This window comes from Sorangium sp. So ce385 (assembly GCF_051474135.1).
GTDB lineage: Bacteria > Myxococcota_A > Polyangia > Polyangiales > Polyangiaceae > Sorangium > Sorangium cellulosum_D.
This window is the reverse complement of sequence record NZ_CP150337.1, coordinates 9,846,567-9,869,465: the sequence shown is the minus strand read 5'-3', so window position 1 is coordinate 9,869,465 and position 22,899 is coordinate 9,846,567. Positions and strand designations below refer to the sequence as shown.

Here is a 22,899-nt window from a genome sequence, read left to right as displayed (position 1 = left end):
GGCGCGGGATCCGACGCGGGAGCGGGCGTCGATCAGAGCGGCCGGAGGTGGGGCGGAGGCTCCTTCGGGCCCGGGAGGATGTACGACGCCGGGCCGATGCCGTCGCGGACCGAGGCGAGATCGACGTCGGGATCGATGAGGCGCGCGATGCGGCGGCCGTTGAGCGAGACGAGGGCGTCGGCGCGCACCTCCACGGGCCCGCGGCCGCGGCGCTCGAAGTCCTCGCGGATGTGGCGAGAGAGCTGCAGGATGAGATCGGGCTGGCCTGCCATCTCGCGCTCCTGCAGGCGCGTCAGGTACTCCCGCGGGCTCACGTGCCACGTGCGGCCGGTCTGCCTGCTCCGGACGATGAAGGTGATGCTCCCGTTCTTCTCGCGGACCATCACGCGCCAGGAGAAGCGCATCCCCTGCTCGTGCCAGCGCACGTCGCCACCGTACGCCAGGAAGCGGAGCGGCAGCGCGAGCTGAACCGCGCAATACGCGGCGCCGAGCGCGAGCCCGAGCGCGCGCGTCCGCCGCGAGGGGGGCGCCGCCGGCGAGGCGGCGGGATCGTCGGCCGCCGGGGGCCGCGCGGCGGGATCGTCCGCGGCCGGGGGCCGCGCGCCGGCGCCGCCGCGGCCGAGCAGCGCGCGCGCCGGGGCGAGGAGCCGCCTGGGCCAGGACGGGGAGAAGAACACGAGCGCGGACAGGACCATGATCACCGGGAACATCCCGATCGGGAACAGCGCGCGCGTGACGGCGTGGAACAGGATCACGGCGACGTAGGCGAAGGGGCGGAGCCTGCGGACGAGGAGCAGCCAGACGATGCTGGTGTCGAACAGGAACCCCGCCCAGCTCATGAGCGGCGCGGCCCACGGGTGCGTGAAGAGCGGGCCGAGGACCGGCATGTCGGTGCGCGAGCCGAGCCAGATCCTGAGCGGCTGCGCGTGCAGGAGCCAGTCGGCGTGGGCCTTGGCGAGCCCCGCGAACGTGTAGACGACGCCGACCTGGAAGCGGAGGAGGTAGAGCCACGCGGCCGGGACGGAGCGCTCGTCTCGCCGCGCGATCAGCGCGTCGACGGAGAAGGCGCGGTGCGCGGGCGACGCCGCGAGCAGGAGGCCCAGCAGGCTCGCGAGGTAGTAGTGGTTGAGGTACGTCGTGACATCGATGACCTGCAGGTAGGTGAAGCCGACGACGAAGAGCGGCGCCGCGACGCGGAACGCGAGGCCGAGGGCGATCGCCAGGGCGAGCGCCGCGAGCGCCCAGAACAGGGCGTGCATGCCGGCGGGCGGCAGCGGCTCGACCCAGGCGAGGCCCCAGTACTTGAAATGAAAGCTCGGCTTGACGAAGAATTCGTCGATCCAGCCGTACGCGATGAAGCGCGCCATGCTCACGCACATCGTGAGGCCGAACAGGGCGCGGAACGCCGCGAGCCAGGCGATGTCGATCGGACGGAGCAGGGCCTCGGCCGCGCGCGACCACGCCGCCGCGAGCCCGCGGGCGCGCGGGGGGGCGGGGAGCTCAGTCGTTGTCACCTTCGGACGACTGGGGCAGCTCGAGGTTGAGCGCGCTGACGAGCTCCGTCTTGAGCAGGTCCGTCAGGGCCTTGACGGCGTAGTAGACCGCCTCGACCTTGGCCCGGTCGGTCGAGAGCGCCTGCTCCACCGGCGGGGAGAGCGCGTCCACGGCCGCCTCGGCGCCGGAGAGCGCCGCCAGCATGCGATCGGCGAGCTCGCCTGAGCCGACCTCGCGCAGCCAGTCGTCGAACCCGACGCCCTCGCCGCCCTCGCCGCAGCCCTGGAACAGGCGCCGGAAGCCCCTCAGGTTCGCCCGGAGGTGCGCCGTCGAGACCAGCGCAAAGCGGGACTCCAGCGCTTCCGGGCAGGTGGGCGTCGTGCAGTCCTCGGTGAAGCCGAGCGGCCGCCCGAGCTTCCAGTCCTTGAGCTCCTTCTCGATGTAGAACATCGCGTCGCTCACCGCGTTGAGCGCGTCCTGCTCGGTCGCGAAGACGGGGCTCCCGCGGCCGGCCTGGACGAGCTTGTCCCGGAAGCTCCCCGCCTCGGGCGCCCAGGCGCGGGCGAGCGCGCCCGCGCGGGCGAGCACGTCCGCGGCCACCGCGGCGGCATAATCGGCCTTGCGCTGCGCGAGCTCCCCGGCGCCGAGCGCCGCCCAGGCGCCGCTCGCGTTGATGGTCGAGAACTGCGAGCAGGCGTTGTCGCTCCCGCCGTAAAAGACGAGGTACTCGAACGCCGCGAGGCCGCGGGCGTTGATGAGCGACGAGGAGAAGCTCGGCTGGGCGTAGGCCCGGCTCACGATCTGCTCCTCGATCTTGCACCGGCTCACGAGGGGCCAGGAGTAGATCTGGTCCCGGAGGTTCTCCCCCCCGGGCTGCGTGGAGCTCGCCGCGGGGCCGAAGCGGAAGATCTCTGCTTCCTGCCAGACCGTCATGGCGGCGAGCCAGGCGCCGCGCGCGGCGGAGGCGGTCGGCTCGCCCGGGCCGCCGGCGAGGGCCGACGCGCTCTCGCTCAGCGCGCGCGCCAGCGCCTCGAACTCGCAGGCGCGGTTCAGCGCGCAGTCGGCGGCCGCCGAGAGCAGCTTGGCTTTGCTGAAGGGGCCTTCCGCGACGGGGACCGGGGCGCACACGTCGCCGCCGCCCGGCTCGCCGCCCCCCGCGCCGCTGGTCGCGGCGCTCGTGGAGGCGCCCGCCGTGGCGCTCCCCGCCGCGGCGCTCCCCGCCGCGGCGCTCCCCGTCGTGGCGCTCACGGCGCCGCTCCCGGTCGAAGGCGTGGGCGCGGCCCCGCCGCTGCCGGCCGCCTGCGCGCCGCCGGGCCCCGCGCTCTGGCCGGTGTAGACCACCTCGTTCGGCGGCGGCTTGCGGCACGCGACGACCGTGGCGACGCCCGCGAGCGAGAGCAGGAGCGCTGTCGGGAGGCGACGGGCCGCCCTCACGTTCCGGGCGCGGTTCATTCTCGGCCTCACGCTGTTCATGCAGCCTTTCTGGGATTCGTGCGCTCGCCCGGACCCGCGGCGCCGCGGCGGCCTCGGGGGCGGCTCGGGCGAAGATCGTCGGTCGCCCCCCGCCCGTCAACACGGAGCGGGGGGCGCTGCCTGTCGGCTCGGTCGCGTCAGTCCCGCTGGCCCGGGACGGGCAGCAGGACCAGCGTCGCGTCGTCGTCCTCGGGCCCATTGCCGTCGGACCGGTATCCGGCGGCCGCGACCCAGGCGCCGTTCGGCGACACCGCGACGCCGTAGAGCGAGTCGTCGGAGCGGTCGAAGCTGTAGAGCCGATGTCCGTTCGGATCGAAGCGGGTGTCCGGGGCGCCGTTCCGATCGAAGAGGGCGATCAGCGCGTCGACGTTCCCCGTCGCGGGGGTGGCGCTCCCGACCATCACGACGCGATCGTCGGGCAGGACGAGGAGGTTGCGCCCGCGGTCGTTGTCGCCGGCCACGTCGACCAGGACACCGCCGCTCACGCCCCAGGAGACGTCGAATCCGCCGGTGGCCGTGACGCGGAAGGACACGAGATCCACAGCGCCGCTCTCCTCGGCGCGCCCGTAGCCGGTGGTCACGTACTTGCCGTCCGACTGGGGGGCTGCGGCGTAGGCCTCGGCCATGCCGAGGGCGAACGGCGAGAGCCTCACGACGCCGTCCGAGGAGAAGGTCGTGTCGGGCGTCCCGTCCTCGTTCAGCCGCAGCAGCACGATCTGATTCCTGCCGCCCACGCTCGTGTACCCGGAGGAGAAGATCTTGCCGTCGGCCTGCACGACGCCGTTGCGCGGGTTGTCGCCCAGGTTCAGCCCGTCGACGTCGAGCGTGTGAACACCCTCGGTCGCGAAGGTGGTGTCCAGATCCCCGTCCACGGTGAGCCGTACGATCGCGCGGTCCCGATCGGCGCGGCCTTCGGCCTTCTTGCTGGCGAAGAGGACCAGCTGATCGTCGATGTCGCGGTCGACGCCCCAGAGCATGTCGCCCGTGTTGCCCTCGCCGGCGCCGAGATCGTGGATGGCGATGCCGTTCGTGCCGAAGGTCGTGTCGAGCGTGCCGTCGGCGTTGAACCGCACGACCGCGAGATCCGCGTCGGGCGGCGTGGCGCTCGGGTCGTGCTCGACGTTGCCCGCGAGCACGACCTTCCCGTCGGACCGCAGGACGATGCCGCGCGCGGTCTCTGCGGTCCCGCCCGCGACCACGTTGATCTTCGCGATGCCGTTCGTGCCGAAGGTCGTATCGAACGAGCCGTCGGTGTTGAAGCGCGCCACCGCCATGTGGGTGTCGCCCGCCACGGCCACGTGCCCTGCGGCGTAGGCCCGCGACTCGGCGTCGAACGCCACCGCCCAGAAGCGGTCGTCGGCGGCCTCATCGAGCGCCACGACCCCCGCGAAGCCGCCCGCCCAGGGCTCCTCGCCGGTGCCGCCGCCTTCGCCCGCGCCGCCGCCTTCGCCCGCGCCGCCGGTGCCGCCGCCCTCACCCGCGCCGCCGGTGCCGCCGCCCTCACCCGCGCCGCCGGTGCCGCCGCCCTCGCCGGCGCCGCCGGTGCCGCCGCCTTCGCCCGCGCCGCCGGTGCCGCCGCCCTCGCCGGCGCCGCCGGTGCCGCCGCCCTCGCCGGCGCCGCCGGTGCCGCCGCCTTCGCCCGCGCCGCCGGTGCCGCCGCCTTCGCCCGCGCCGCCGCCGCCGCTGCTGCTCGTCGACGTCGCGCCGCCTGCTCCGCCGCCGCCAGCATTCGCAGGGGCGTCGGTGTCGTCACCGCAGGCAGCCACCCCGCCGAGCAGCATGCACCAGGAAAGTCCGAGTGTTGCGAACACTGTCCGCGGTGCGGACGGCCAAGTTCTCCTCGCAGGCATGATCGACGGTCCCTTCATGAAGATGATAATGAAATTCGCTAGCCGGGGCGGCTATGTATGTGCGGGGGGACCGTCCTGTCAACAGATTCCGCTGGCGCTATCCGGTCGAGGACTGTGATCGCGGAGAGCTCACCGGGCGCGTGGAGAGCGGCGTCGCCTCGCTCGTTCTCGAGGTGCGAATCGCCTGGCCAGCCCCGCAGCGGGGGGCGGCGGAGCGAGCGCGCAGGAGCGCGGGCAGCGGCGTGGCCTGCGGCGGCGGGCGCCGCCGCCGCGTAAGCGCGCGTCAGAGCAAGGTGAGGAGGCGCTGGGCGCGGGCCTCGGCCGACTTGATGATCTGCTCGGACTCGAGCTCGGGGATCTCGAGCTTCTTGCACAGGGCGGCGATGTACTGCTTCTCCGCCTCGTGCTGCTCGCCGTCGACGAAGGTGAGCAGCACCGCGTGCTGGAGCAGCGCGCGGCGGTCGTCGTCGCCGAGCTCGCCGAGGGGCACGTCGTCCAGGGTCCTTCGCTGGGCGGCGTAGGCGCGGATCTCCTTGGCCTGATCCTCGTTCGCCTCGAAGGCCGCGATCAGCCCCTCCACCATCTCGCGCTCGGCGTCGTGGAACTCGCCGTCCGCCCACGCCACGCTCACGAGCGACTTCACGATCGCCATGCTCTTCTCTTGCATGGCGACGAGTGTCGTCGCTCCTCCGGGGCAACGTCAATCGCGAGGGGGCGGCGTCCTCGCCTCGGCGTGCGGCACGACGTGGAGGGCGCCGCGCGCGAGCGGCTCGGCGATCGAGGCGAAGAGCTCCGGCCGCAGCGTCCCAGCGAGCCCGGCGAAGAGCAGGGCCAGCGCGACGAGCGCGAGCCACAAGGACAGGCCTCGCCGGCGCGGGGTCACCACGGGCGAAGGCGGCCTGCTGTCCTCGTCCAGCGCGAGCGGCTCGGCTTCGGGCGCGGCGCGCTCGGACGGAACGGGACGGCTCGCCCCGGAGAGCGGCGGGCGCACGCCCTGGAGGGCGAGCGTGGAGCGCGCGGAGAGGGATGCGACCGGCGGCGGCGTGAGGGAGAGGTCGAGTCCCGCGAGCGCCTTCATGCTGCGCGCGGCGCGGCGCTGCGCGCTGTGCTCCGACTGCGCCACGAAGCGCGCGACGAGCTCGTCGACCCGGGAAGCGCCGGCGCCGGCGCCGTCCGCCGGGGGGCGCGCGCTCGGGGACCGCCGCGAGGCGCTCCACACGATGGCGTCGATGGGACCGAGGCCCGCCGGACACGGCTCCTCCGCCGGTGCCGCGTCCGCGGGCGGGTCGGAGTCCGCGGGCGGGTCGGAGGGAGCCGCGTCCGCGGGCGGGTCGGAGGAAGCCGCGTCCGCGGGCGGGTCGGAGGAAGCCGCGTCCGCGGGCGGGTCGGAGGAAGCCGCGTCCGCGGGCGGCTCGGCCGCTGCCGCATCCCCGGACCGCACGGCGTCCAGCGCCGACTCCGGGACCACCTCCTCCTCCGCAGGCGAGGCCTCGGCCGGCCCCGGAGGAGCCGCCAGGGTCGCGGGGGCCGGCGCGCGCAGCGCCTCGTCGTCGCGCTGCGCCGGGAGGGGCCAGGGCAGCGTGTGCCGCGCCGCCGGCGTCTCGTCGAGCGACGCGACGGCCGCTCGAGGACCCACGGGCAGGCCGTCGAGGCGCTCCCGACGGACGAGCGGCCAGCCGCCGTAGGCCGGCGTGACCTGGAGAGCGACTTCCTCCTCGACCTTGTACTGGATGGCAGGGGCGCGCGTGGTCTCGACGGCCTCCGGCGGGACGTCGCTCACACCCTCGGGCGCCTCCGCGAGGGGGCCCGCCACGGCGCCCTCGGCCGCCACCATCTCCGCCCAGACCGCCGTGGCCACGGTCGGCGTCGGCTCCTGCGAGAGCGGGACGACGCCGGCCGGATCCGGAGAGAGCTCGACGAGGATCGACTCGGTGGGCGTGGGCTCCCGAGGCGGCGATGCGACCGCGGCAGGGGCAGGAGAGAAGTCGACAAGGAGCACCTCGATCCCCTCGGGGCTCGTGAGCGCCTCTCCATGCGCCGAGGCGCCGCAGACGACGGGCGCGGATGCGCCCACGGCGCGCGGCTCGGCAGCCCCGAAGGCGGCCACCGCCGGCGCGCGCGGCGAGCTCGACGCGACCGGCGCCACGGGCGCGATCGACCGCGCCGGCTCGATGAGCTCCGGGATCACCGGGATCTCGGCCGGCGCTCCGGCTGCCTCGATCTCCACGACCGCCTGCACGACGGTCGGCGTCGGCTCCGGGAAAGCCTCGGCTTGCGCGCCGGCGAGCGCCGGAGGCTCGACCGCGTCGGCCTGCGCGCCGGCGTGGGCGGGAGGCTCGGGCGCCCCGGCCGGCCCGCCGGCGCGCGCGGCGTCCTCGGGAGGCGGCGCGACGGCGGCGGCCCCGGGGACCTCGCCCGCGGTCGCAGGGGCCGGGAGCCCCGCGGTCTCGCACGCGACCAGCCCGGGGCTGAGGGTGAGCTCCACGATGGCCGGCGCGACCGGCCCCGGGCTGAGGGTGAGCTCCACGATCGCCGGCCCCGGCGGCGGGGCCTCGGCGCGCGCCGCGGCGGCACCCTCGCGCGCCGCGGCGGCCTCGGCGCGCGCCGTATCGGCGGCCGGCTCGCGCGGCGCGACCGCGGCCTCGGCGCGCGGCGCGCGCTCCGGTCGCGCGGGCGTCGGCTGCGCCGCCTCGCTCGCTCCCTGGGCCGCGGGCCTCTCCTGGACCTCCGCCCGCGCGCGCCGCAGCCGGCCGGCCTCCTTGGCGCGCAGCGTCTCGCGGGCGAGCCGCGCCAGCGCGCGCCGGGCCGCGTTGCGGTTCACCGGGATCAGCGCGGCCTCGAGCTCCCGCGCCACCGCGTCCGGGTCCTGCTCGGACGCGGGGCGCGGGCGCGCCGTCGCCGCGAGGTTCGGCATGCTGCCGGCCGACGCGGAGAGCAGCCGCGCGAGCAGATCGCGCAGCAGCCGCGCCGCCTCGGCGGGCGCCACCGGCTCGCCGCGCGAGCGCACCGTGACCGTGCCCTCGGTCGTGAGCAGCACCGCGCGATCGTCCAGCCGCAGCGGCAGCCGCGACGTCGCGTCGCCGACCGCCAGCGCGAGGTAGCCCGAGGTCTCCGGCACCAGCGAGGCGCACCGCGCGTGCGCCGCCGCGAGCACCTCCTCCAGCGTGACGCAGGCGCTCACGAGAGCCCCCGCGCCGCCGCGCCGCTCGACGCGCCCGCGCGCGCCGGCCTGACCGGCACCCCCGCCGCCTCGAGGTACGCCTTCGCCTCGCCGATCGTGTACTCGCCGTCGTGGAAGATCGACGCGGCGAGCGCGGCGTCGGCGCCGCCCTCCACGAGCCCGGCGCGCAGGTGATCCAGGTTCCCCACGCCGCCCGAGGCGATCACCGGGACCGGCACGGCCCGCGCGATGGCGGCCGTCAGCAAGAGGTCGTAGCCGTCCCGCGTGCCGTCGCGGTCCATGCTCGTGACGAGCAGCTCGCCGGCGCCCGCGCGCGCGATCTCCTCGGCCCACGCGACCGCGTCGCGCCCCGTGTCGCGCCGGCCGCCGTGGGTCACCACCGTCCAGGCCACGCGCGAGGGATCCGGGATCCGGCGCGCGTCGATCGCCACCACGATCGCCTGCGTGCCCCACCGGTCCGCGGCGCGCCGCACGAGGTCGGGATCGTTCACGGCGGCGGTGTTGATCGCCACCTTGTCGGCCCCGGCGTGGAGGAGCGCCTCGATGTCCTGCTCGGACTTGACGCCCCCGCCGACCGTCAGCGGGGTGAACAGCACGTCCGCCGTGCGCGCCACGACGTCCAGGATGATGCCGCGCTTCTCGTGCGACGCGGTGATGTCGAGGAACGTGATCTCGTCCGCGCCCTCGGCGTCGTAACGACGGGCGGCCTCGACGGGATCGCCGGCGTCCCGCAGCCCCACAAAGCGGACGCCCTTCACGACGCGGCCGTCCTTGACGTCGAGGCACGGGATGATGCGCTTCGCGAGCATACGTCCGCGTTAGCGTACCTGTCGGCCGCGGGCCAACTGTTGCGCGGCGCGCCGGCGCCGGAGCCGCGGGGCGCCCTCCCGTGGATTCGCCGTCGTTTCTGCCGCGAGGACGGCGCCGCGCGCGCGCCGGATCGCCCGGAGCCTGACCGCGCCGCGGTTCCTCGCTACCATGGCGGCCATGCACTGCCCGCACTGCGGGAAACCGATCCCCGAGGGCGCGAACGTGTGTCCGCACTGCGGCGCCGCGCTCACGCCGCCGGGCGGAGCCGCGGGCTATCTGAAGCCCGCGGCCCGCACCATGGTCGGCGTCGCGCTCCCCGATCTGCTCCGGCAGGGGCCGTCTGCTCCGGCCGATCCGGGCGGCGCGGGCCACGGCAAGGCCGCGCTGCCGCCCGTGGCAGGCGGGCCGGGCGCCGCCTCCCGCACGATCGTCGGCATGCCCGCCGCGGCCTTCGGCCCGGCGCCCGGGCCGGCGGACCCGCGCCTGTACGGGGGCACGCTCGCCGTGGGGACGCCGGGGGCCGCCGCGCCGCGAGCGCGCTACGAGGCATCGGCGCCGCCGGGCGCGCCGATGCACGCGGCCCCGGGCGCGCCGGCCTACCTGCCGCCGGGCGCGCCGGCCTACCCGCCGCCGGGCGCGCCGGCCTACCCGCCGCCGGGCGCGCAGCCCCTCGATCACACGGTGCCCCTCGCCCCGGGCCTCGCGGCGCGCGGTCCGGCGCCGCCGGCGGCCGCGTCCCGCACGCTGGTCGGCGTCGCCCGGCCCGGCATCGCGCCGCTCGCGCCCGGCGCCACGGCCGATCCCGAGCCGGATCCCGACCTCGAGGCGCGCTACCAGCCGGCCGGCGAGCTCGGCGCCACGATCGCCCCGGTGCGCTTCCGCGCCCCGGAGCTGCGGAACCCCGTGCTCATGCGCCCGCACCGCCTGAAGCAGCGGCTCGCGCCGGCGCCGCCGCAGCGGCGCGGGCGCTCGTCGCGCCGGGCCGTCGTGGTCGTCGCCGCGGGCGGCGTGCTCGCGCTCGGCGCGGTCCTGTTCGCGCTGCTCTGGCCGAGCGCGCCCCCCGTGACCGCGCGCGCCCGCGCCGACGCCGGCGGCCGCGAGGTCATCGAGCTCCGGTGCGACAGCTGCCCCGACGGCACGGCGGTCTCCATCGGCGAGGGCCGCGCGACCATCGCCGGCCGCGTCGCGCAGATCCCGCTCGCGAGCCCGCTCTCCGTCGGCGAAAATCACATGAAGGTCGCCATCGACCGCCCCGGCAGGGGGCGCGATGAGACGGTCGGCGTCTCCATCCACGTCGCGTACCGGATCCGCCCCGACCTCGGCACCCTGCAGGGGGAGCGCCCCTCGATCCAGGTCGTGGTCGAGGCGAGCAAGGGCACGCAGGTGACGCTCGACGGCAAGGAGGTCGCGCTCGCGAGCGGCCGGGCCATCGAGTCGATCGACGTCACCGAGGCGGTCACCGGGCTCTCGGACGAGACGAAGACGCTGAGCCGGCAGGTGCCGTACACCGTCGCCCCGCCCGACGGCCCGCGCGAGCAGGGCGTGGTGAGCGTCGCGGTCGGCATCGTCCCGCTCGGCATCGAGGCGCCCGGCCCGAGCGTGGTCATCGACAAGGAGAGCTTCGTGCTCGCCGGGCGCACGGCCCGCGGCGCCCAGCTCTTCGCCGGCGCCCACCCGATCACGGTCCGCCCCGACGGCACCTTCGCGCACGTGATGAACGTCTCGTCCGTGGGCGCGACCCAGTTCGAGGTGCGCGCGAAGATGCAGGGCATGGCCCCGCGCATCGCGAAGATCGCGGTGCGCCGGGTCGACCGGCTCGAGACCGCCGCGAAGGAGTTCGCCGGCCGCAACCCCATCGGCTACGTCGAGCTCGCCGCGGGCGGGAAGGACGTCATCGGCAAGCCGATCGCGCTGACCGGCGAGGTCCTCGAGGCGCGCCGGCAGGGGTACTCGACGCTGATCCTGCTCTCGATGCCGCGGACGTCCGGCTGCAAGGCCGGCGTGACCGGCGCCGGCGCCGGCGCGCGCTCGCCGGATGCGTGCAAGGTCCGCCTCGTCCACGGCGCCGACAACCCCGCCCAGCGCGGGGACGTCCTCACCGCCTACGGCAGCGTCGCGCCCCCGTTCGTCGCGCCGGGCGGCGCCGAGATCCCCGAGGTGTGGGTCGAGTTCACCGTGAAGGGCGCCCGGTGAGCGCCGCGCGCCCGACAGAGCGCCGCCCGCGCCGCCCGCGCCGCCTCGCCAGGGCGGGCCTCGCCGCGGCCGCGGCCCTGCTCCCGGCCGCGGCGCCGTTCGCCTTCGCCGACGCGGTGGACACGAGCCGGCCGCACACGATCGTGGTCGGCGCGCCCCGCGGCTTCGCGCCGAGCGAGCGGCTCGACGCCCGCCGCACCGGCCGCTCCGCGGCGCGGCTGCCCTTCCCGGCGCGCGAGGTGTGGCGAAAGCAGCTCCGCGGCGGCATCGACGCGGCGCCGCTCGCCGACGCCGAGGGCGATCTCGTCCTCACGCTGACCGTCCCCGAGGTCGTCAAGCTCGGCGCCGACGGCCGGGAGCGCTGGCGCGTGCGCATCGGCGACAGCGCTCCGCTCGCGCCCGCCGCGATCACGAGCGACGGCACCATCGCGCTGATCACCTCGTCCGGCCTCGCCGTCGGGCTCACGCCCGCGGGGGGCGTGCGCTTCGCCGTCCCCCTCGGCCTCCGCGGGCGCGACGCCGACGTGACGCCGCTCGCGCTCGACGACGGCGGGCTCGTCGCGGCGGCGGGGCGCTCCCTCGTCGAGCTCGCCGCGGACGGCAGCGTGCGCGCCCGCGCCGAGCTCCCGGATCGCGCGACCGGCGCCCTGCTCGCGGGCCCCGACGGCACGCTCGTCACCACCGAGTCGGGCGCGGTGCTGACGTGGCGTCCGCCCAGCGCGCCGAGGCGGCTCGGCTCCCTCGGCGGCCTGCCCCGGCGCGGCGCCGCGCTGGCCGACGCCCGCACGCTGCTCGCGGTCGTCGACGGCCGCCGCCTCGTCGCGCTGGATCTGCCGACCGGGACCACCGGCGTCCGCGTCGGCGGCGCCTTCGGCGCGCTCGACGGGCCGCCCGCCGTCGGCGCCCGCGGCGTGGCCGTGGTCCTCTCGACCGCCGGCCTGCTCGTCGGGGTCGATCCCTCGGGCAACGAGGCGCTCCGGGTCCCGATCGACCGGGCGCTCGCGGCCCCGCCCGCCGACGGTGGCCTCTCCGGCTTCTTCGGTCCGGTGGACGCGAAGCCGAGCCCGCCGGTCGTGATCGATCGCGCGGGCCGCGTCGGCTTCGTGCGGGCGAGCGGCCGCGCCGGCGTGGTCGAGGCGGACGGCAACGTCTCGATCGCCGCCGAGCGCGTCTGCGCGGCGCCGGTCGCCGTCGTCCCCGCGGGCGAGGAGCGGATGGCGATCGCGTGCCGCGACGGCACCGTGGTGATGTTGGCGCGCTGAGCCGCGCCGCGCGGCCGTGCCTCACGTCACGACGACGCGGCCGGCCGTGCGGGGCCGCGGCCGGCGCGCCGGGGGCCGCCGTGGATCAGCTGCCTCCGCTCGCTGTGGGCGGGCTCCACTCCTTCCAGGTGCCCCCTTCTTCCTTGTACAGCGCCGACCCGCCTGTCGTCTTGAACCGCGCGATCGTGATCTGGCCGTCGAGCGTCTCCTTGTCGGCCTCCTCGTACAGGGGCTTCGCGAGCGCGTCTGCGGGGAGCATGTGCATGCTCACGACGAACTCGTCGGCGCTCGCCTCGGCGATGCAGAACCCGTTGCTGCTGGCGTTGCTGAAGGCGAGGTAGGGATTGACCGGGATGGCTTCGGAGTCGGTTTCGACGAGGTAGTCGTCGATGCCGACGGCGATGCTCTCCGAGCCCATGGCGTGCTTCAGGAGCGGATGGCTGGCGATCTGCCTCTTTAGCCGCGATTGGTACGTATCCGACGAGATCGCGGCGCCGACGAACTCCACGATCTTCGCCGGCTCGGCGTCGGCGCGGTCCACCGCCGGCGTCCCTGCGAGGAAGGCGCCGAGATCGCCGGTGATCGCCACCACGTTGCCGGCCGTCGCGATCTCGCTGAGCAGCGCGTTCCGCTGCTCGCGGAAGCCGTCCCAGCCGTCGCAGCTCAGGTAGAAGCGCCGCTTGAGCGGGTCGTCCTCCCCGAAGGAAGGCGTGAGATCGATGGCGAGCTGCGAGAGGCAGGTTTCGTTGCCCCACACCTTCCACGTGCTCGTGGACTCCTTGATCGTGTCCTTGAACCAGGCCAGCTGCGCCTCCCCCATGACCATGGCGTCGGGGCTCCCGGTGGACGTCTCGTACGCGAACCGCGAGGCCGCATCGAAGGTCTCCTTGACCACGAAGTAGCGCGACCCGAACGCGCTGTAGAAATCGGGCTTCTCGAGCGTGAAGTCGACGTGCTTCCCGAGATCGACGTAGGCGATCCCGGGATCCAATTCAGCGTACGTCGGTCCGGTGATGAGGGGCAGCCGCTCTTCTTCTGACCGCTGCTCGTTCAGCTTCGCCACGATCGCGTTGACGAAGGAGGCGCTGACGCTGCGGGGCCGCTCGTCCTGCGCGAACCCGAGGCTCGGATCGAAGCCGAGCACGGGCGCGGCCTCCTCCAGCGCCGTCGCGTACACGCCTTGCTCGTAGGTATCGATCTCGTAGGTATCGATATCGTCGATGTACCTGCCCGCGTGCTCGGGCTCGCTTCCGAGCTCCCCTTGCTTCGCGATGACCTTCCCCGGGAAGCCGTCCTCCGGGATCAGGTGATCCGCGCGGTAGGTGCGGAGATCCGTCATCACGAGGTGGACGTGCTTCCCGAAGGTGAAGTCCCGGTAGAGGGTGATGTCCTGGGGGTAGTCGGCCGTCCTGTCGTAGCTGAAGTCGTCGCCCGCCGGGTAATCGACAGGCATGTACTCGAACCACGCCTGGTTTGCCGCCTTGCGCCGGTCCACGTCCGTCTCCGGCTGCCGGCCGTCGAAATAGGTCGCGGTCGCGCCGTAGCACTCGCTGGAGAACTCGTGATCGCCCCAGATGGCGATCATGGGAAACAGCTCGTGCACCCGCTGGAGCGCCCGGTCGGACCGGTACGTCTTGTAGAGCTCCCGGTAGTTGCTCAGCGACCGGGCGGCGTAGTACGGGGCGCCCTCTGCCGGCTCGAAGGCGATCGCGCCGTTCACGTCCGAGAAGGTGACCTTGCGCTCCTCCGAAGGGGTCTGGATGCTCGGATCGCCGGTCGTCTCGTAGATGTAGTCCCCGAGGTGGACGACGAAGTCGAGCTGCTCTCTCGCCAGGGCCGCGTAGGCGTTGTAGTAGCGACCGACGTAGTCCTGACACGACACGAAGGCGAAGCGCACCGGCACGTCCGCGTCGGGCGCCGGCGCCGTCCGCGTCCGCCCGACACGCGAGCTGACACAGCCGTCTCCTGTCGTGTAGTAGAAGCGGTAATAGTAGGTCGTCCCCGGGCTCAGGCCGCTCACCTTGACCTTGACGCAGTGGTCGAACTCCGCCCGGGCGACCACGGGGAGCCGCGTGCTGGTCGAGCCCACGGTGGCCGCGCTGCTGGACGTCGGCGTGAGCGTCACGAGCTGCGTGAACGCCTCGTCGAGCGCGACGACGAGCGCCAGGCTGACATCCGCCGTCTGCTGGCTGTCGACGAGCCGGGTCCACAGCACGACGCTGTCGGGCCTCGGGTCCCCGGAGGCCACCGACTGGGGAAAGTACGCGTCATCCTCGTGCGCGTCGCACGCGCCGGCCGCCCCCTCGTCCTCGGAGCAGGCCGTGGGCACGACCACCGCGCCGGCAGTTACCAGGGTGGCACGAAGAAAGTCTCGGCGTCGCATCATCGATTGAAGCCCTCCAACGACGGATACACCCCGGGCGCTGCGCGCGCAACGGCGGCGCCGGGCCCGCCCTCGCGCCGCGCGCCCGAGCGCTCCTCGGGCTCGCTCGGGCGCCGCGGCCGCAGCATGGCGCCTCGTCGCGACGGGCGCGAGCGCGACTTGACGTGCCGAGTCAGGCGGCCTCTCGTGTGCGTCCCACCTGTCGCCTCACCTGTCACCCGACCCACCTGTCACCTGTCGCCGATCGGTTATCAGTTATCAGCTATCACATGCACGCCATGTTCCAGACCAGCCTCCCCCCTGATGCGCTGCGCGGCGCCCTCGCGCGCCTCCGCAGCGGCCACCCTGGGCTCGATCGCGCCGGCGCGCGTCAGCCGGTCCATACCGTCTACGGCGGCGCTCACCTGTTCAAGGCCGACACGGCCCGCAAGCTCGGGGCCGTGGCGCTCCGCGCCGTCGAGGAGCACGCGCCCGACTTCGCCGCCTTCGCGCGGGCGATCGGCCTGCCGGGGGCCGACGGGCTCCCGGAGGACCGCGCCGGGGCGCTCGCGCTCTCGGCCGCCATCGACGCCGGCGGCGGCGCGGCGGCGGGCGCCTCCGGCCCGGCGCGGCTCGCGCACGCGGTGCACGCGCGCGTGCTCGACAAGCTCCGCCGCGAGCCCGTGGAAGATCTGCGCATCGACTTCGAGGACGGCTACGGCGTGCGCCCCGGGCACGAGGAGGACGCGCACGCCGCCGCCGCCGGCCGCGAGGTCGCCCTCGGCATGGCCGCGGGCGGCCTGCCGCCGTTCCTCGGGATCCGGATCAAGCCGCTGGGCGACGGGTGCGCCGAGCGGGCCCTGAGGACGCTCGATCTCTTCCTCTCCTCGCTCGTCGCCGCTTCGGGCGGCGCGCTCCCGCCCGGCTTCGTGGTGACCTTGCCGAAGGTGGCCGCGCCCGAGCAGGTCTCCGCGCTGGCGGACGCCCTCGACGCGCTCGAGGCCGCGCTGAGGGTGCCGGTCGGCTCGATCCGGATCGAGCTGATGGTCGAGACGCCGGCCTCGATCATCGGCCCGCGGGGCGAGATCGCGTTGCCCGGGATGGTCGAGGCGGCCCGCGGGCGGTGCGTCGCGGCGCACTTCGGCGCTTACGACTACACGGCGAGCTGCGAGATCACGGCCGCCCACCAGCACCTCGCGCACCCGGCGTGCGACTTCGCGCGGCACGTGATGCAGGTCGCGCTGGCCGGCTCCGGGGTCTGGCTCTCCGACGGCGCGAGCAACATCCTGCCGGTCGCGCCGCACCGCGCGCGGCCCGGCGGGGCGCCGCTCTCGTCGCAGCAGGTGGAGGACAACCGCCGCGCGGTCGTCGGCGCCTGGCGGCTGAAGTACGAGCACGTCCGTCGCGCGCTCGCGAGCGGCTACTACCAGGGCTGGGATCTGCATCCGGCGGAGCTCCCGGCGCGCTACGCGGCCACCTACGCGTTCTTCCTGGAGGGCGTCGAGGCGACGGCCGCCCGGCTGCGGAGCTTCATCGAGCGGGCCGCCCAGGCGACCGTCGCCGGGACGGTGTTCGACGACGCCGCGACGGGGCAGGGGCTGCTGCGCTTCTTCCTGCGCGCGATCAGCGCGGGCGCGATGACGGAGGCCGAGGCGGCGGCGCGGACCGGCCTCGCGCCGGACGAGCTCAAGGGGCGGTCGTTCCCTGCCATCGTGGCCCGCCGGAGCGCGTGATATGGGAGGCTCGGAACGGACGGCATCGCGCGAGGGCCCGAGCCCCGAGCCCGAGCGCGGGCCCGAGCGCGAGGAGGATCGATGAGCGCGATCACGACGCACGTGCTGGACACGTCGCGGGGCCGCCCGGCGAGCGGCGTGCTGGTGGTGCTGGAGGTCGGCGACGGCGGCGGTTACCGGGAGGTCGGCCGCGGCACGACCGACGACGATGGCCGGCAGCGGGGCCTGCTTCCGCCCGGCGAGCGTCCCGTCAAGGGCGCCTACCGGCTCACCTTCCACACCGGGGCCTATTACGCGGCGCTCGGGTCCGAGAGCTTCTACCCCACGGTCTCGGTGCTCTTCGAGATCCGGGACCCGGCGCAGCACCATCACGTCCCGCTGCTGCTCAGCCCTTACGGCTACACCACCTACCGCGGCAGCTGAGCGCGCGCCCCGGTGCCTCGCGACGGAGGCTCGGCCGCTCAGCGCGGCGCGCTGGATCCGCGAGCGGATCGCCCTCGGCGTGCTCCAGGGGCCGCGGCGGCGACGGCCTGGCGCGGCGCATGGCGGAGGGGCTCGTGATACGATGGACGCTGCCTGGCGTCGGGCCAGATGGAGGGGGAACGGTGGGCGCTCTACGAACTCGCTCGGGTGAAGCGCGGGGTCTCCGGCGCGGTGCTGGCTTGCTCTGGGTCGCGACGGCGGCGCTCTGGCCGGGGTGTACGCCGGAGGAGCGGCGCTTCGTCGAGCCGGGCGCCACGGGAGGCGATGGCGCCGCTTCCGGTGCAGCAGGTGGATCCGCGGTCGCGGGAGGCGGTGACGGCGGCGAGGCGGGTGGCGGCGGCGAGGCGGGTGGCGGCGGGGCCAGCGACGGCGGCGGCGGCGGCGAGGCCGGCGGCGGCGGGGTTGGCGACGGCGGGTCTGGCGATGGGGGGAGCTCCGCGGCGTGTTCTCCGTCGGAGGCGCGGTGCGCCGGCGATCGCCTGGAGGTGTGCGACGGCGACGGGCAGTGGCGGCATGCCGCCTGCGCCGGATGGTGCGGCGCGGGCGCGTGCGTCGTGCCGCGGAGCTGCGAGGCCGGCGGGGCCGGAGCGGGCGAGACCTGCGGTCCGGAGCGGAACCAGCCCTGCTGCGCGAGCCCGCGCGTTCCGGGCGGCAGGTACGACCGGAGCAACGACGCGGCCCATCCTGCAGACGTGAGTGAGCTGCGTCTGGACCGCTACGAGGTCACGGTCGGACGGTTCCGCCGGTTCGTGGAGGCGTACCCCGAGAGCCGGCCTGACGGCGGCGAAGGAGCTCACCCGGCGATCCCGGGGAGCGGCTGGGACGACGGGTGGGGCGCTCGTTTGCCGGCGAGTCGGGCCGCGCTGAGGGAGCAGCTGAAGTGCAAGCCGGGATTGCACACATGGACGGACGACGCGGGCGAGAACGAGGCCAAGCCGATCAGCTGCGTGAGCTGGTTCGTTGCGTTCGCGTTCTGCGCCTGGGATGGCGGTCGGCTCCCGACGGAGGCGGAGTGGAACTATGCGTCGGCCGGCGGGAGCGAGCAGCGCGAGTATCCGTGGGGCAACGCGTTTCCGAACGCGACGTACGCCGTCTACGACGTGACGGGCAGCGCGGCTGTCGGCTCGAAATCGCCGAGGGGCGACGGCCGGTGGGGGCAGGCCGACCTCGCGGGGAACCTGTGGGAGTGGACCCTGGATTTCGACGGGCCCTACCTCGACCCGTGCCGGGATTGCGCGAAGGTCGAGGGCGGCGCTGCGCGGGTGATCCGCGGCGGCAGCTGGTGGCAGCCTGCAGCGGAGGACATCTCCACGCCCCTGCGGGAGAGCTGGGATCCGGCCGATCTCACGGACGCGCTCGGCGTCCGCTGCGCGAGGCGGCTGTAGCGCGGGCCGCGCCGCGCGAGGCGGCGCTGGCCAGCGCCGTGCGGCGCCGTCAGGGGGAGATGAGGTAGATGATCGTGAAGGCCACGGCGAGCGTCCCGGCCGCGAGCGCGATGAGCTTGGGCATGGTCCAGTCGTCTTCGATCTTCGGGTTCTCTGTGCTCATCAGGTGCCTCCGCCGTGCTCTCCGCGCGCCTCGCGCGCGCCCGTCTCCTGGCAGAACGCGGACTCGCCGTCAACCCTGACCCCCGGCCGCGACGGACCGGGCGCCCTCAGGCGGGCGCCTCCGCCGCCGCTCCGCTGGCCGCCTGTCCGCCCGCGTGCAGCATGGCCAGCCGCACCACCTCGGGCAGCAGATCGGCGAGCAGGTCGCGCAGCGACGCCCGGTCGAGCTCGTGGCGCTCGATCCAGTCGAGGCTCGTCGCCTCCACGAACCCGATCCACCCGCGGAGCGCCACCCGGAGCGCCGGAGGCCGCTCGGCCACCGGCGCATCGGCGAGCAGCTTGTCGAGGAACCGGCTGCGGGTCTCCTCGATGATCGCCAGCACCTCGGCGTCCGAGCCGATGCCGCCCCGGAAGACGGCCGCGTACGAGATCCCCTGTCGCTCGACGTAGGCCAGATAGGCGTCCAGCCCGGTGCGCAGCCGCTCCGGCACCGGCACGTCGTCGACGTCCAGCGACCGCTCGACGAGCTCGCGCGCCGCTTCACGCAGGACGGCGATGTAGAAATCGCGCTTGGTTGGAAAATAATGGTAGAGAAGCCCTTTCGAGATGCCTGCGGCCTGCGCCACCTCGTCGATGGACACGTCGTCGTAGGCGCGCTGGCTGAAGAGCTCGAGCCCCAGCGCGAGCAGCTGCGCGCGGCGTGCGTCGAGGTCGAGCCGCTGCCGGGGCGGCTTGCCCTCGACGCGCCGGGACGTCGCGGCGCGGGACGGCTTTCGGGTCGAGATCATGAGTGGCGGACACTCTACGCTTCCGTCGATCCTGGTTCAATCGCGGCAGAAGCGGCGACTTGGGTCCATGCATTGGGCCGCTCCTGTCCGCGTTCGTCCTCGACTCAGCTCGCCGGGCGCGACGGTCGGAGGGGCGATGTCCGTCGCAGCCCTCCTCGCCGGCGCCGCCGCCGGGCGTGCGTCGTGCGACGCGCGCGCGGGCCGGCGTCGTCTTTGCTCTTCGTGGCGCCCTCGCACGGCGCATCCCTGGGATGTGCAGGAGGGAGACATGCCGCATCTCACGATGTCCGCTCTGGGCGCCGTCCTCTTGGCGGCGGCGCTCGCGCGCGCGGCGTTGCCCGAGCGCCCGATCCGGCCGCTCACGGCCGCGCTGACCGGGCAGGACGAAGCGTCGGGCCGCGGCGATCGGAGGGGGAGCGGCACGGCCCGCCTCACGCTCGATCTCGTCCTGGGCGAGGTCTGCTTCGACCTCACGGTCTCCGGGATCGCGCCCGCGATCGCGGCGCGCGTCCACGAGGGCCCAGCCGGAGTTGCGGGCCGCGTCGTCCTCACGCTGATGCCGCCGACGGGCGGCAGCTCCAAGGGCTGCGTCGGCGCGTCCCGCGACGACCTGAGCGCGCTGCTCACCGCACCGGAGCGGTATTACGTCGCCGTCCGCACCGCCGATTTCCCCGAGGGCGCCTTGCGAGGCCAGCTATCGCGCTGAGCGCCCGACACCCCGATAGACCGGCTTCCAGACAGGCGTCTCGCCGACGCAAAAGCGTCCTGGCGCCCCCTCCTCGGCGGCCGTGCCCCCGGGATCTACGCGCCCCACAGCAGCTTCTTCAGCCGTATCTCCGTGATCTTCCGCTGCTCCTCCGCGGCGATGTGCAGCTCCTCTTCCGGCGCGTGCTCGATCCGCTCGCGCAGCATCTCCAGCATCTCGTCCGCGCTCTTCCCGGTCGCGCAGACGATATAGATGAACCCGAACTTCTCGTCGTAAGCCCGGTTGTAGCGCGCGAGCGCCTCCCGCGTCTCCTCGGCGGCCGCGCTCATCCCCGCCTGCTCCTGGCTCGAGAACCGCCTCGCCGTCGCGCTCGCCTCCTCGGCCTGCGGTCTGGTCTCTCCGATGCGGGGGTGCGCGCGGAACGCCTCGAGCCAGTCCTCCGGGCCGAGCCGCGCGAACACCTGCGACGCCGTCGCGTAGAGCGCCTCCTCGTCGCGGAACGGCCGCGCCGCCGCCATCTGCGACGCCCACGAGGACGCCCCGCACGCCGCGCGGAGCTCCGCCTCCGCCTCCCGGTCCGTGAGCGCGTTGAGCCAGCGGAGCCGCTGCTCCGCCGCCCCGCTCCGGGTCGCCTTGCCGAAGACGCGGAGCCGGCTCACCCCGCCGTCAGGATAGATGTTCAGCCGCACGTGCGTGAACGGCCCCGCCGCGCGGAGCTCCTCCTCGAAGAGGTGCCGCGTGTGCGCCTGGAGCTTCGTCTGCGGCACGATCTCCCGGAAATCGCTCGCGCCGGCGAGCTCCTCCGGCGGGCGCCCCGCCGCGTCGATCCCCTCGATCATGCAGCTGTCGGGGTAATTGCCCTTGAAATGGTTGGTGTCGACCTCGATCCGGTGGATCTCGCCTTGGGCCGCGAGCGCCACGAGCGCCCAGTCGTACCCGGGCCCCCTCCGGCGGCGCGTCTCCCAGCCCTCTCCCATGTTCGCCGCCCGGCCGGGCATGATGAGGTTGTGGCGCACCCCGAAGAACATGTCGCTGCACGAGAGCACGCGGGCGCCGTTCTCCGCGGCCGCGAGATCGAGCTCCGCGCCCGCGCGGTCGAGCCGGCGCCAGTCGGGGACGGCATCGCCGTGCACCCGGAGCCGCGCCACCCCGCCGTCCGGATAGATGTTCAGGCGGAGGTGGGTGAACCGGAAAGGGCAGCTCACCGCGAACGCGTTCTGCGCGTCGCCCGCGAGCGGCGAGCGCGGCAGGATCTCGACCCAGTGGGTCCGCGGATTGAGCAGCTCCTCCACCCGCGCGTCGGGCCGCGCCGCGCACGCCTCGATCGAGCAGTGCTCGGGGTAGTTGCCCCGGAAGAACGCCGTATCGACGACGACCCCGCGGATGATCCCCGGCAACCCCAGCCGGACGAGGCACCAGTCGAACCCGGGAGTCCGGCGCCGGCGCGTCTCCCAGCCATCCATCCACTTGCCGCGATCGGTGTACTCGTGCTCGAGGAACACCGGCTTCGTCGCCTTGAGCAGGTTCTCCTTCGGCGCGAAGAACTCGTCGTTCGCCGAGATCACCGCGCCGCCGAGGCGCTCCGAGGCGAGATCGAGCGCCTCCGCGAACGCCGGCCCCGTCACCCCTCTCGCTTCAGCCATCGCCCTCTCGCCTCTCCGGAGAAGCTCCCGCGGTCGAACACCCTCTCGCCGCGGAGGTAGGTGGCCTGGATGACCCCGTGGAGCTCCTCCCCCGCGTACGGCGTCACCTTGTGCCGGTGCTGGATGAGCGGCGGCTCGACCCGGAAGCTCGCCTCCGGATCCCAGATGACGAGATCCGCGTCGAACCCGCGCCGGATCTCCCCCTTCCGGCGCAGCCCGGCGAGCCGCGCCGGCCCCCGGCACAGCCAGTCCGCGAGCCGCTCGAGCGGGACGCCCCGCTTCCGGGCGTCGGTCCACACGATCGACAGCCCGAGCTGCAGGCTCGAGATCCCGCCCCAGGCCGCGTCGAAGTCGCCGGCCTCGAGCCGCTTGAGCTCGGGCGTGCACGGGGAGTGATCGGAGACCACGAGATCGATGAGGCCGCCCTGCAGCGCGGCCCAGAGCTCCTCGCGGTTCTCGCGCTCCCGGATCGGCGGAGCGCACTTGAAGGGCGTCGCGCCGTCCGGGATCTCCTCGGCGGCGAAGTGCAGGTAGTGCGGCGTCGTCTCGGCGGACAGCGCGGCGCCGCCGTCGCGCGCCCGCCGCAGGATGCCGAGCGCCGTCGCCGACGAGAGGTGGACCACGTGCGCCGCCGCGCCGGTCGCCTGGCAGAGCGACGCGAGCAGGGCGATCGCCTCGTCCTCCGCCTCGCGCGGCCGCGAGCGCAGGTAGGCGGCGTATGTCCGCGGATCCAGGCCGGCGATCGCCGCGCGCGCGGCGTCGATCGGGCCGGGGAGCTCGGCGTGGACGAGCAGCGGCGCCCCCGTGCCCGCGAGCACCTCGAGCGCCGCCCGCAGATCCGCCTCGGCGACGTGGCCGAACTCGGCGACGCCGGAGTCGACCATGAAGCACTTGAAGCCGAGCGCGCCGGCCTCGAGCAGCGGGATCAGCTCTCCCGCGTTGCCCGGGACGGCGCCGCCCCAGAACCCCACGTCGACGAGGCAGCGGCCCTCGGCCGCGCGCGCTTTTTCCTCGAGGTGCGCGACCGTGGTCGTCGGCGGGATGCTGTTGAGGGGCATATCGACGAGCGACGTCACGCCGCCGGCGGCCGCGGCGCGCGTCGCCGTCTGGAACCCTTCCCACTCGGTGCGTCCGGGCTCGTTGATGTGCACGTGCGCGTCGACCAGCCCGGGCATCACCACCGCGCTTCGGGCGTCCACGACGGGGCAGCCCTCCGGCACCTCGTCGTGCCCGGCGACGGCGGCGATCGTGCCGCCCTGGATGTGCACCGAGGCCGGCCGCACCGCGCCCCCGGTGACCACCCGCAACCCGCGAACGATGAGGTCCGGCGTCATCAGGGGCGCCAGGATATCACGGCGCCGGGCGGCCCGCCGG

16 protein-coding genes are annotated in these 22,899 nt (G+C 74.8%); 6 read left to right on the top strand and 10 right to left on the bottom strand.

Going from position 1 to position 22,899, the window contains the following annotated elements:
- Positions 1 to 32: 32 nt before the first annotated feature.
- From WME83_RS35940 to hisF, 6 genes are all read right to left on the bottom strand, one after another.
- The gene (locus tag WME83_RS35940) at positions 33 to 1,514 is read right to left on the bottom strand and encodes an HTTM domain-containing protein (protein ID WP_437314222.1); all 1,482 of its coding nucleotides are present in this window, start codon (positions 1,512 to 1,514) and stop codon (positions 33 to 35) included.
- Positions 1,501 to 2,928: an imelysin family protein gene (locus WME83_RS35935; RefSeq protein WP_437314221.1), complete on the bottom strand. Its 1,428-nt coding sequence runs from the start codon at positions 2,926 to 2,928 to the stop codon at positions 1,501 to 1,503. Before WME83_RS35935 ends, WME83_RS35940 begins: the two co-directional genes overlap by 14 nt.
- Before the next feature lie 176 nt (positions 2,929 to 3,104).
- Positions 3,105 to 4,748 carry a delta-60 repeat domain-containing protein gene (locus tag WME83_RS35930; RefSeq protein ID WP_437314220.1) on the bottom strand — a complete coding sequence of 548 codons (1,644 nt, stop codon included), beginning with the start codon at positions 4,746 to 4,748 and terminating at the stop codon, positions 3,105 to 3,107.
- Positions 4,749 to 5,100: 352 nt separating this feature from the next.
- A complete protein-coding gene (locus tag WME83_RS35925; protein WP_437314219.1) occupies positions 5,101 to 5,484 on the bottom strand; it encodes a TerB family tellurite resistance protein in 384 nt (127 codons plus the stop codon).
- 33 nt (positions 5,485 to 5,517) lie between these two features.
- Positions 5,518 to 7,998, bottom strand: a complete 2,481-nt coding sequence (locus WME83_RS35920; protein WP_437314218.1) for a hypothetical protein — start codon at positions 7,996 to 7,998, stop codon at positions 5,518 to 5,520.
- Positions 7,995 to 8,807: an imidazole glycerol phosphate synthase subunit HisF gene (hisF, locus tag WME83_RS35915; protein ID WP_437314217.1), complete on the bottom strand. Its 813-nt coding sequence runs from the start codon at positions 8,805 to 8,807 to the stop codon at positions 7,995 to 7,997. Before hisF ends, WME83_RS35920 begins: the two co-directional genes overlap by 4 nt.
- A gap of 178 nt (positions 8,808 to 8,985) precedes the next feature.
- Here hisF and WME83_RS35910 point away from each other — a divergent pair, with 178 nt between their 5' ends.
- Positions 8,986 to 11,001 carry a zinc-ribbon domain-containing protein gene (locus WME83_RS35910; RefSeq protein ID WP_437314216.1) on the top strand — a complete coding sequence of 672 codons (2,016 nt, stop codon included), beginning with the start codon at positions 8,986 to 8,988 and terminating at the stop codon, positions 10,999 to 11,001.
- A complete protein-coding gene (locus tag WME83_RS35905) occupies positions 10,998 to 12,263 on the top strand; it encodes a hypothetical protein (RefSeq protein ID WP_437314215.1) in 1,266 nt (421 codons plus the stop codon). Before WME83_RS35910 ends, WME83_RS35905 begins: the two co-directional genes overlap by 4 nt.
- Positions 12,264 to 12,348: 85 nt before the next feature.
- Here WME83_RS35905 and WME83_RS35900 read toward each other — a convergent pair whose 3' ends face one another.
- On the bottom strand, positions 12,349 to 14,598 hold the full coding sequence (locus tag WME83_RS35900) for an alkaline phosphatase D family protein (protein ID WP_437314214.1): 2,250 nt from the start codon (positions 14,596 to 14,598) through the stop codon (positions 12,349 to 12,351).
- 326 nt (positions 14,599 to 14,924) lie between these two features.
- On the opposite strand from WME83_RS35900, the gene WME83_RS35895 reads away from it, so the two are divergent.
- The 3 genes from WME83_RS35895 to WME83_RS35885 all read left to right on the top strand — a co-directional run bounded on the left by WME83_RS35895 (position 14,925) and on the right by WME83_RS35885 (position 18,226).
- Positions 14,925 to 16,358, top strand: coding sequence for a DUF6986 family protein (locus WME83_RS35895; RefSeq protein WP_437322083.1), 1,434 nt, complete (start codon positions 14,925 to 14,927; stop codon positions 16,356 to 16,358).
- Between the two features lie 81 nt (positions 16,359 to 16,439).
- On the top strand, positions 16,440 to 16,781 hold the full coding sequence (uraH, locus tag WME83_RS35890) for a hydroxyisourate hydrolase (protein ID WP_437314213.1): 342 nt from the start codon (positions 16,440 to 16,442) through the stop codon (positions 16,779 to 16,781).
- 239 nt (positions 16,782 to 17,020) lie between these two features.
- A complete protein-coding gene (locus WME83_RS35885) occupies positions 17,021 to 18,226 on the top strand; it encodes a formylglycine-generating enzyme family protein (protein ID WP_437314212.1) in 1,206 nt (401 codons plus the stop codon).
- Between the two features lie 269 nt (positions 18,227 to 18,495).
- On the opposite strand, the gene WME83_RS35880 is transcribed toward WME83_RS35885, so the two are convergent.
- A complete protein-coding gene (locus tag WME83_RS35880; protein ID WP_437314211.1) occupies positions 18,496 to 19,176 on the bottom strand; it encodes a TetR/AcrR family transcriptional regulator in 681 nt (226 codons plus the stop codon).
- A 268-nt stretch (positions 19,177 to 19,444) separates the two neighbouring features.
- Here WME83_RS35880 and WME83_RS35875 point away from each other — a divergent pair, with 268 nt between their 5' ends.
- Positions 19,445 to 19,882, top strand: a complete 438-nt coding sequence (locus tag WME83_RS35875) for a CHRD domain-containing protein (RefSeq protein ID WP_437314210.1) — start codon at positions 19,445 to 19,447, stop codon at positions 19,880 to 19,882.
- A 95-nt stretch (positions 19,883 to 19,977) separates the two neighbouring features.
- Here WME83_RS35875 and WME83_RS35870 read toward each other — a convergent pair whose 3' ends face one another.
- Positions 19,978 to 21,525 (bottom strand): allantoicase, encoded by a 1,548-nt coding sequence (locus tag WME83_RS35870; protein WP_437314209.1) that lies wholly within the window; start codon positions 21,523 to 21,525, stop codon positions 19,978 to 19,980.
- Positions 21,504 to 22,859, bottom strand: a complete 1,356-nt coding sequence (allB, locus tag WME83_RS35865) for an allantoinase AllB (RefSeq protein WP_437314208.1) — start codon at positions 22,857 to 22,859, stop codon at positions 21,504 to 21,506. Before allB ends, WME83_RS35870 begins: the two co-directional genes overlap by 22 nt.
- Positions 22,860 to 22,899 lie beyond the last annotated feature (40 nt).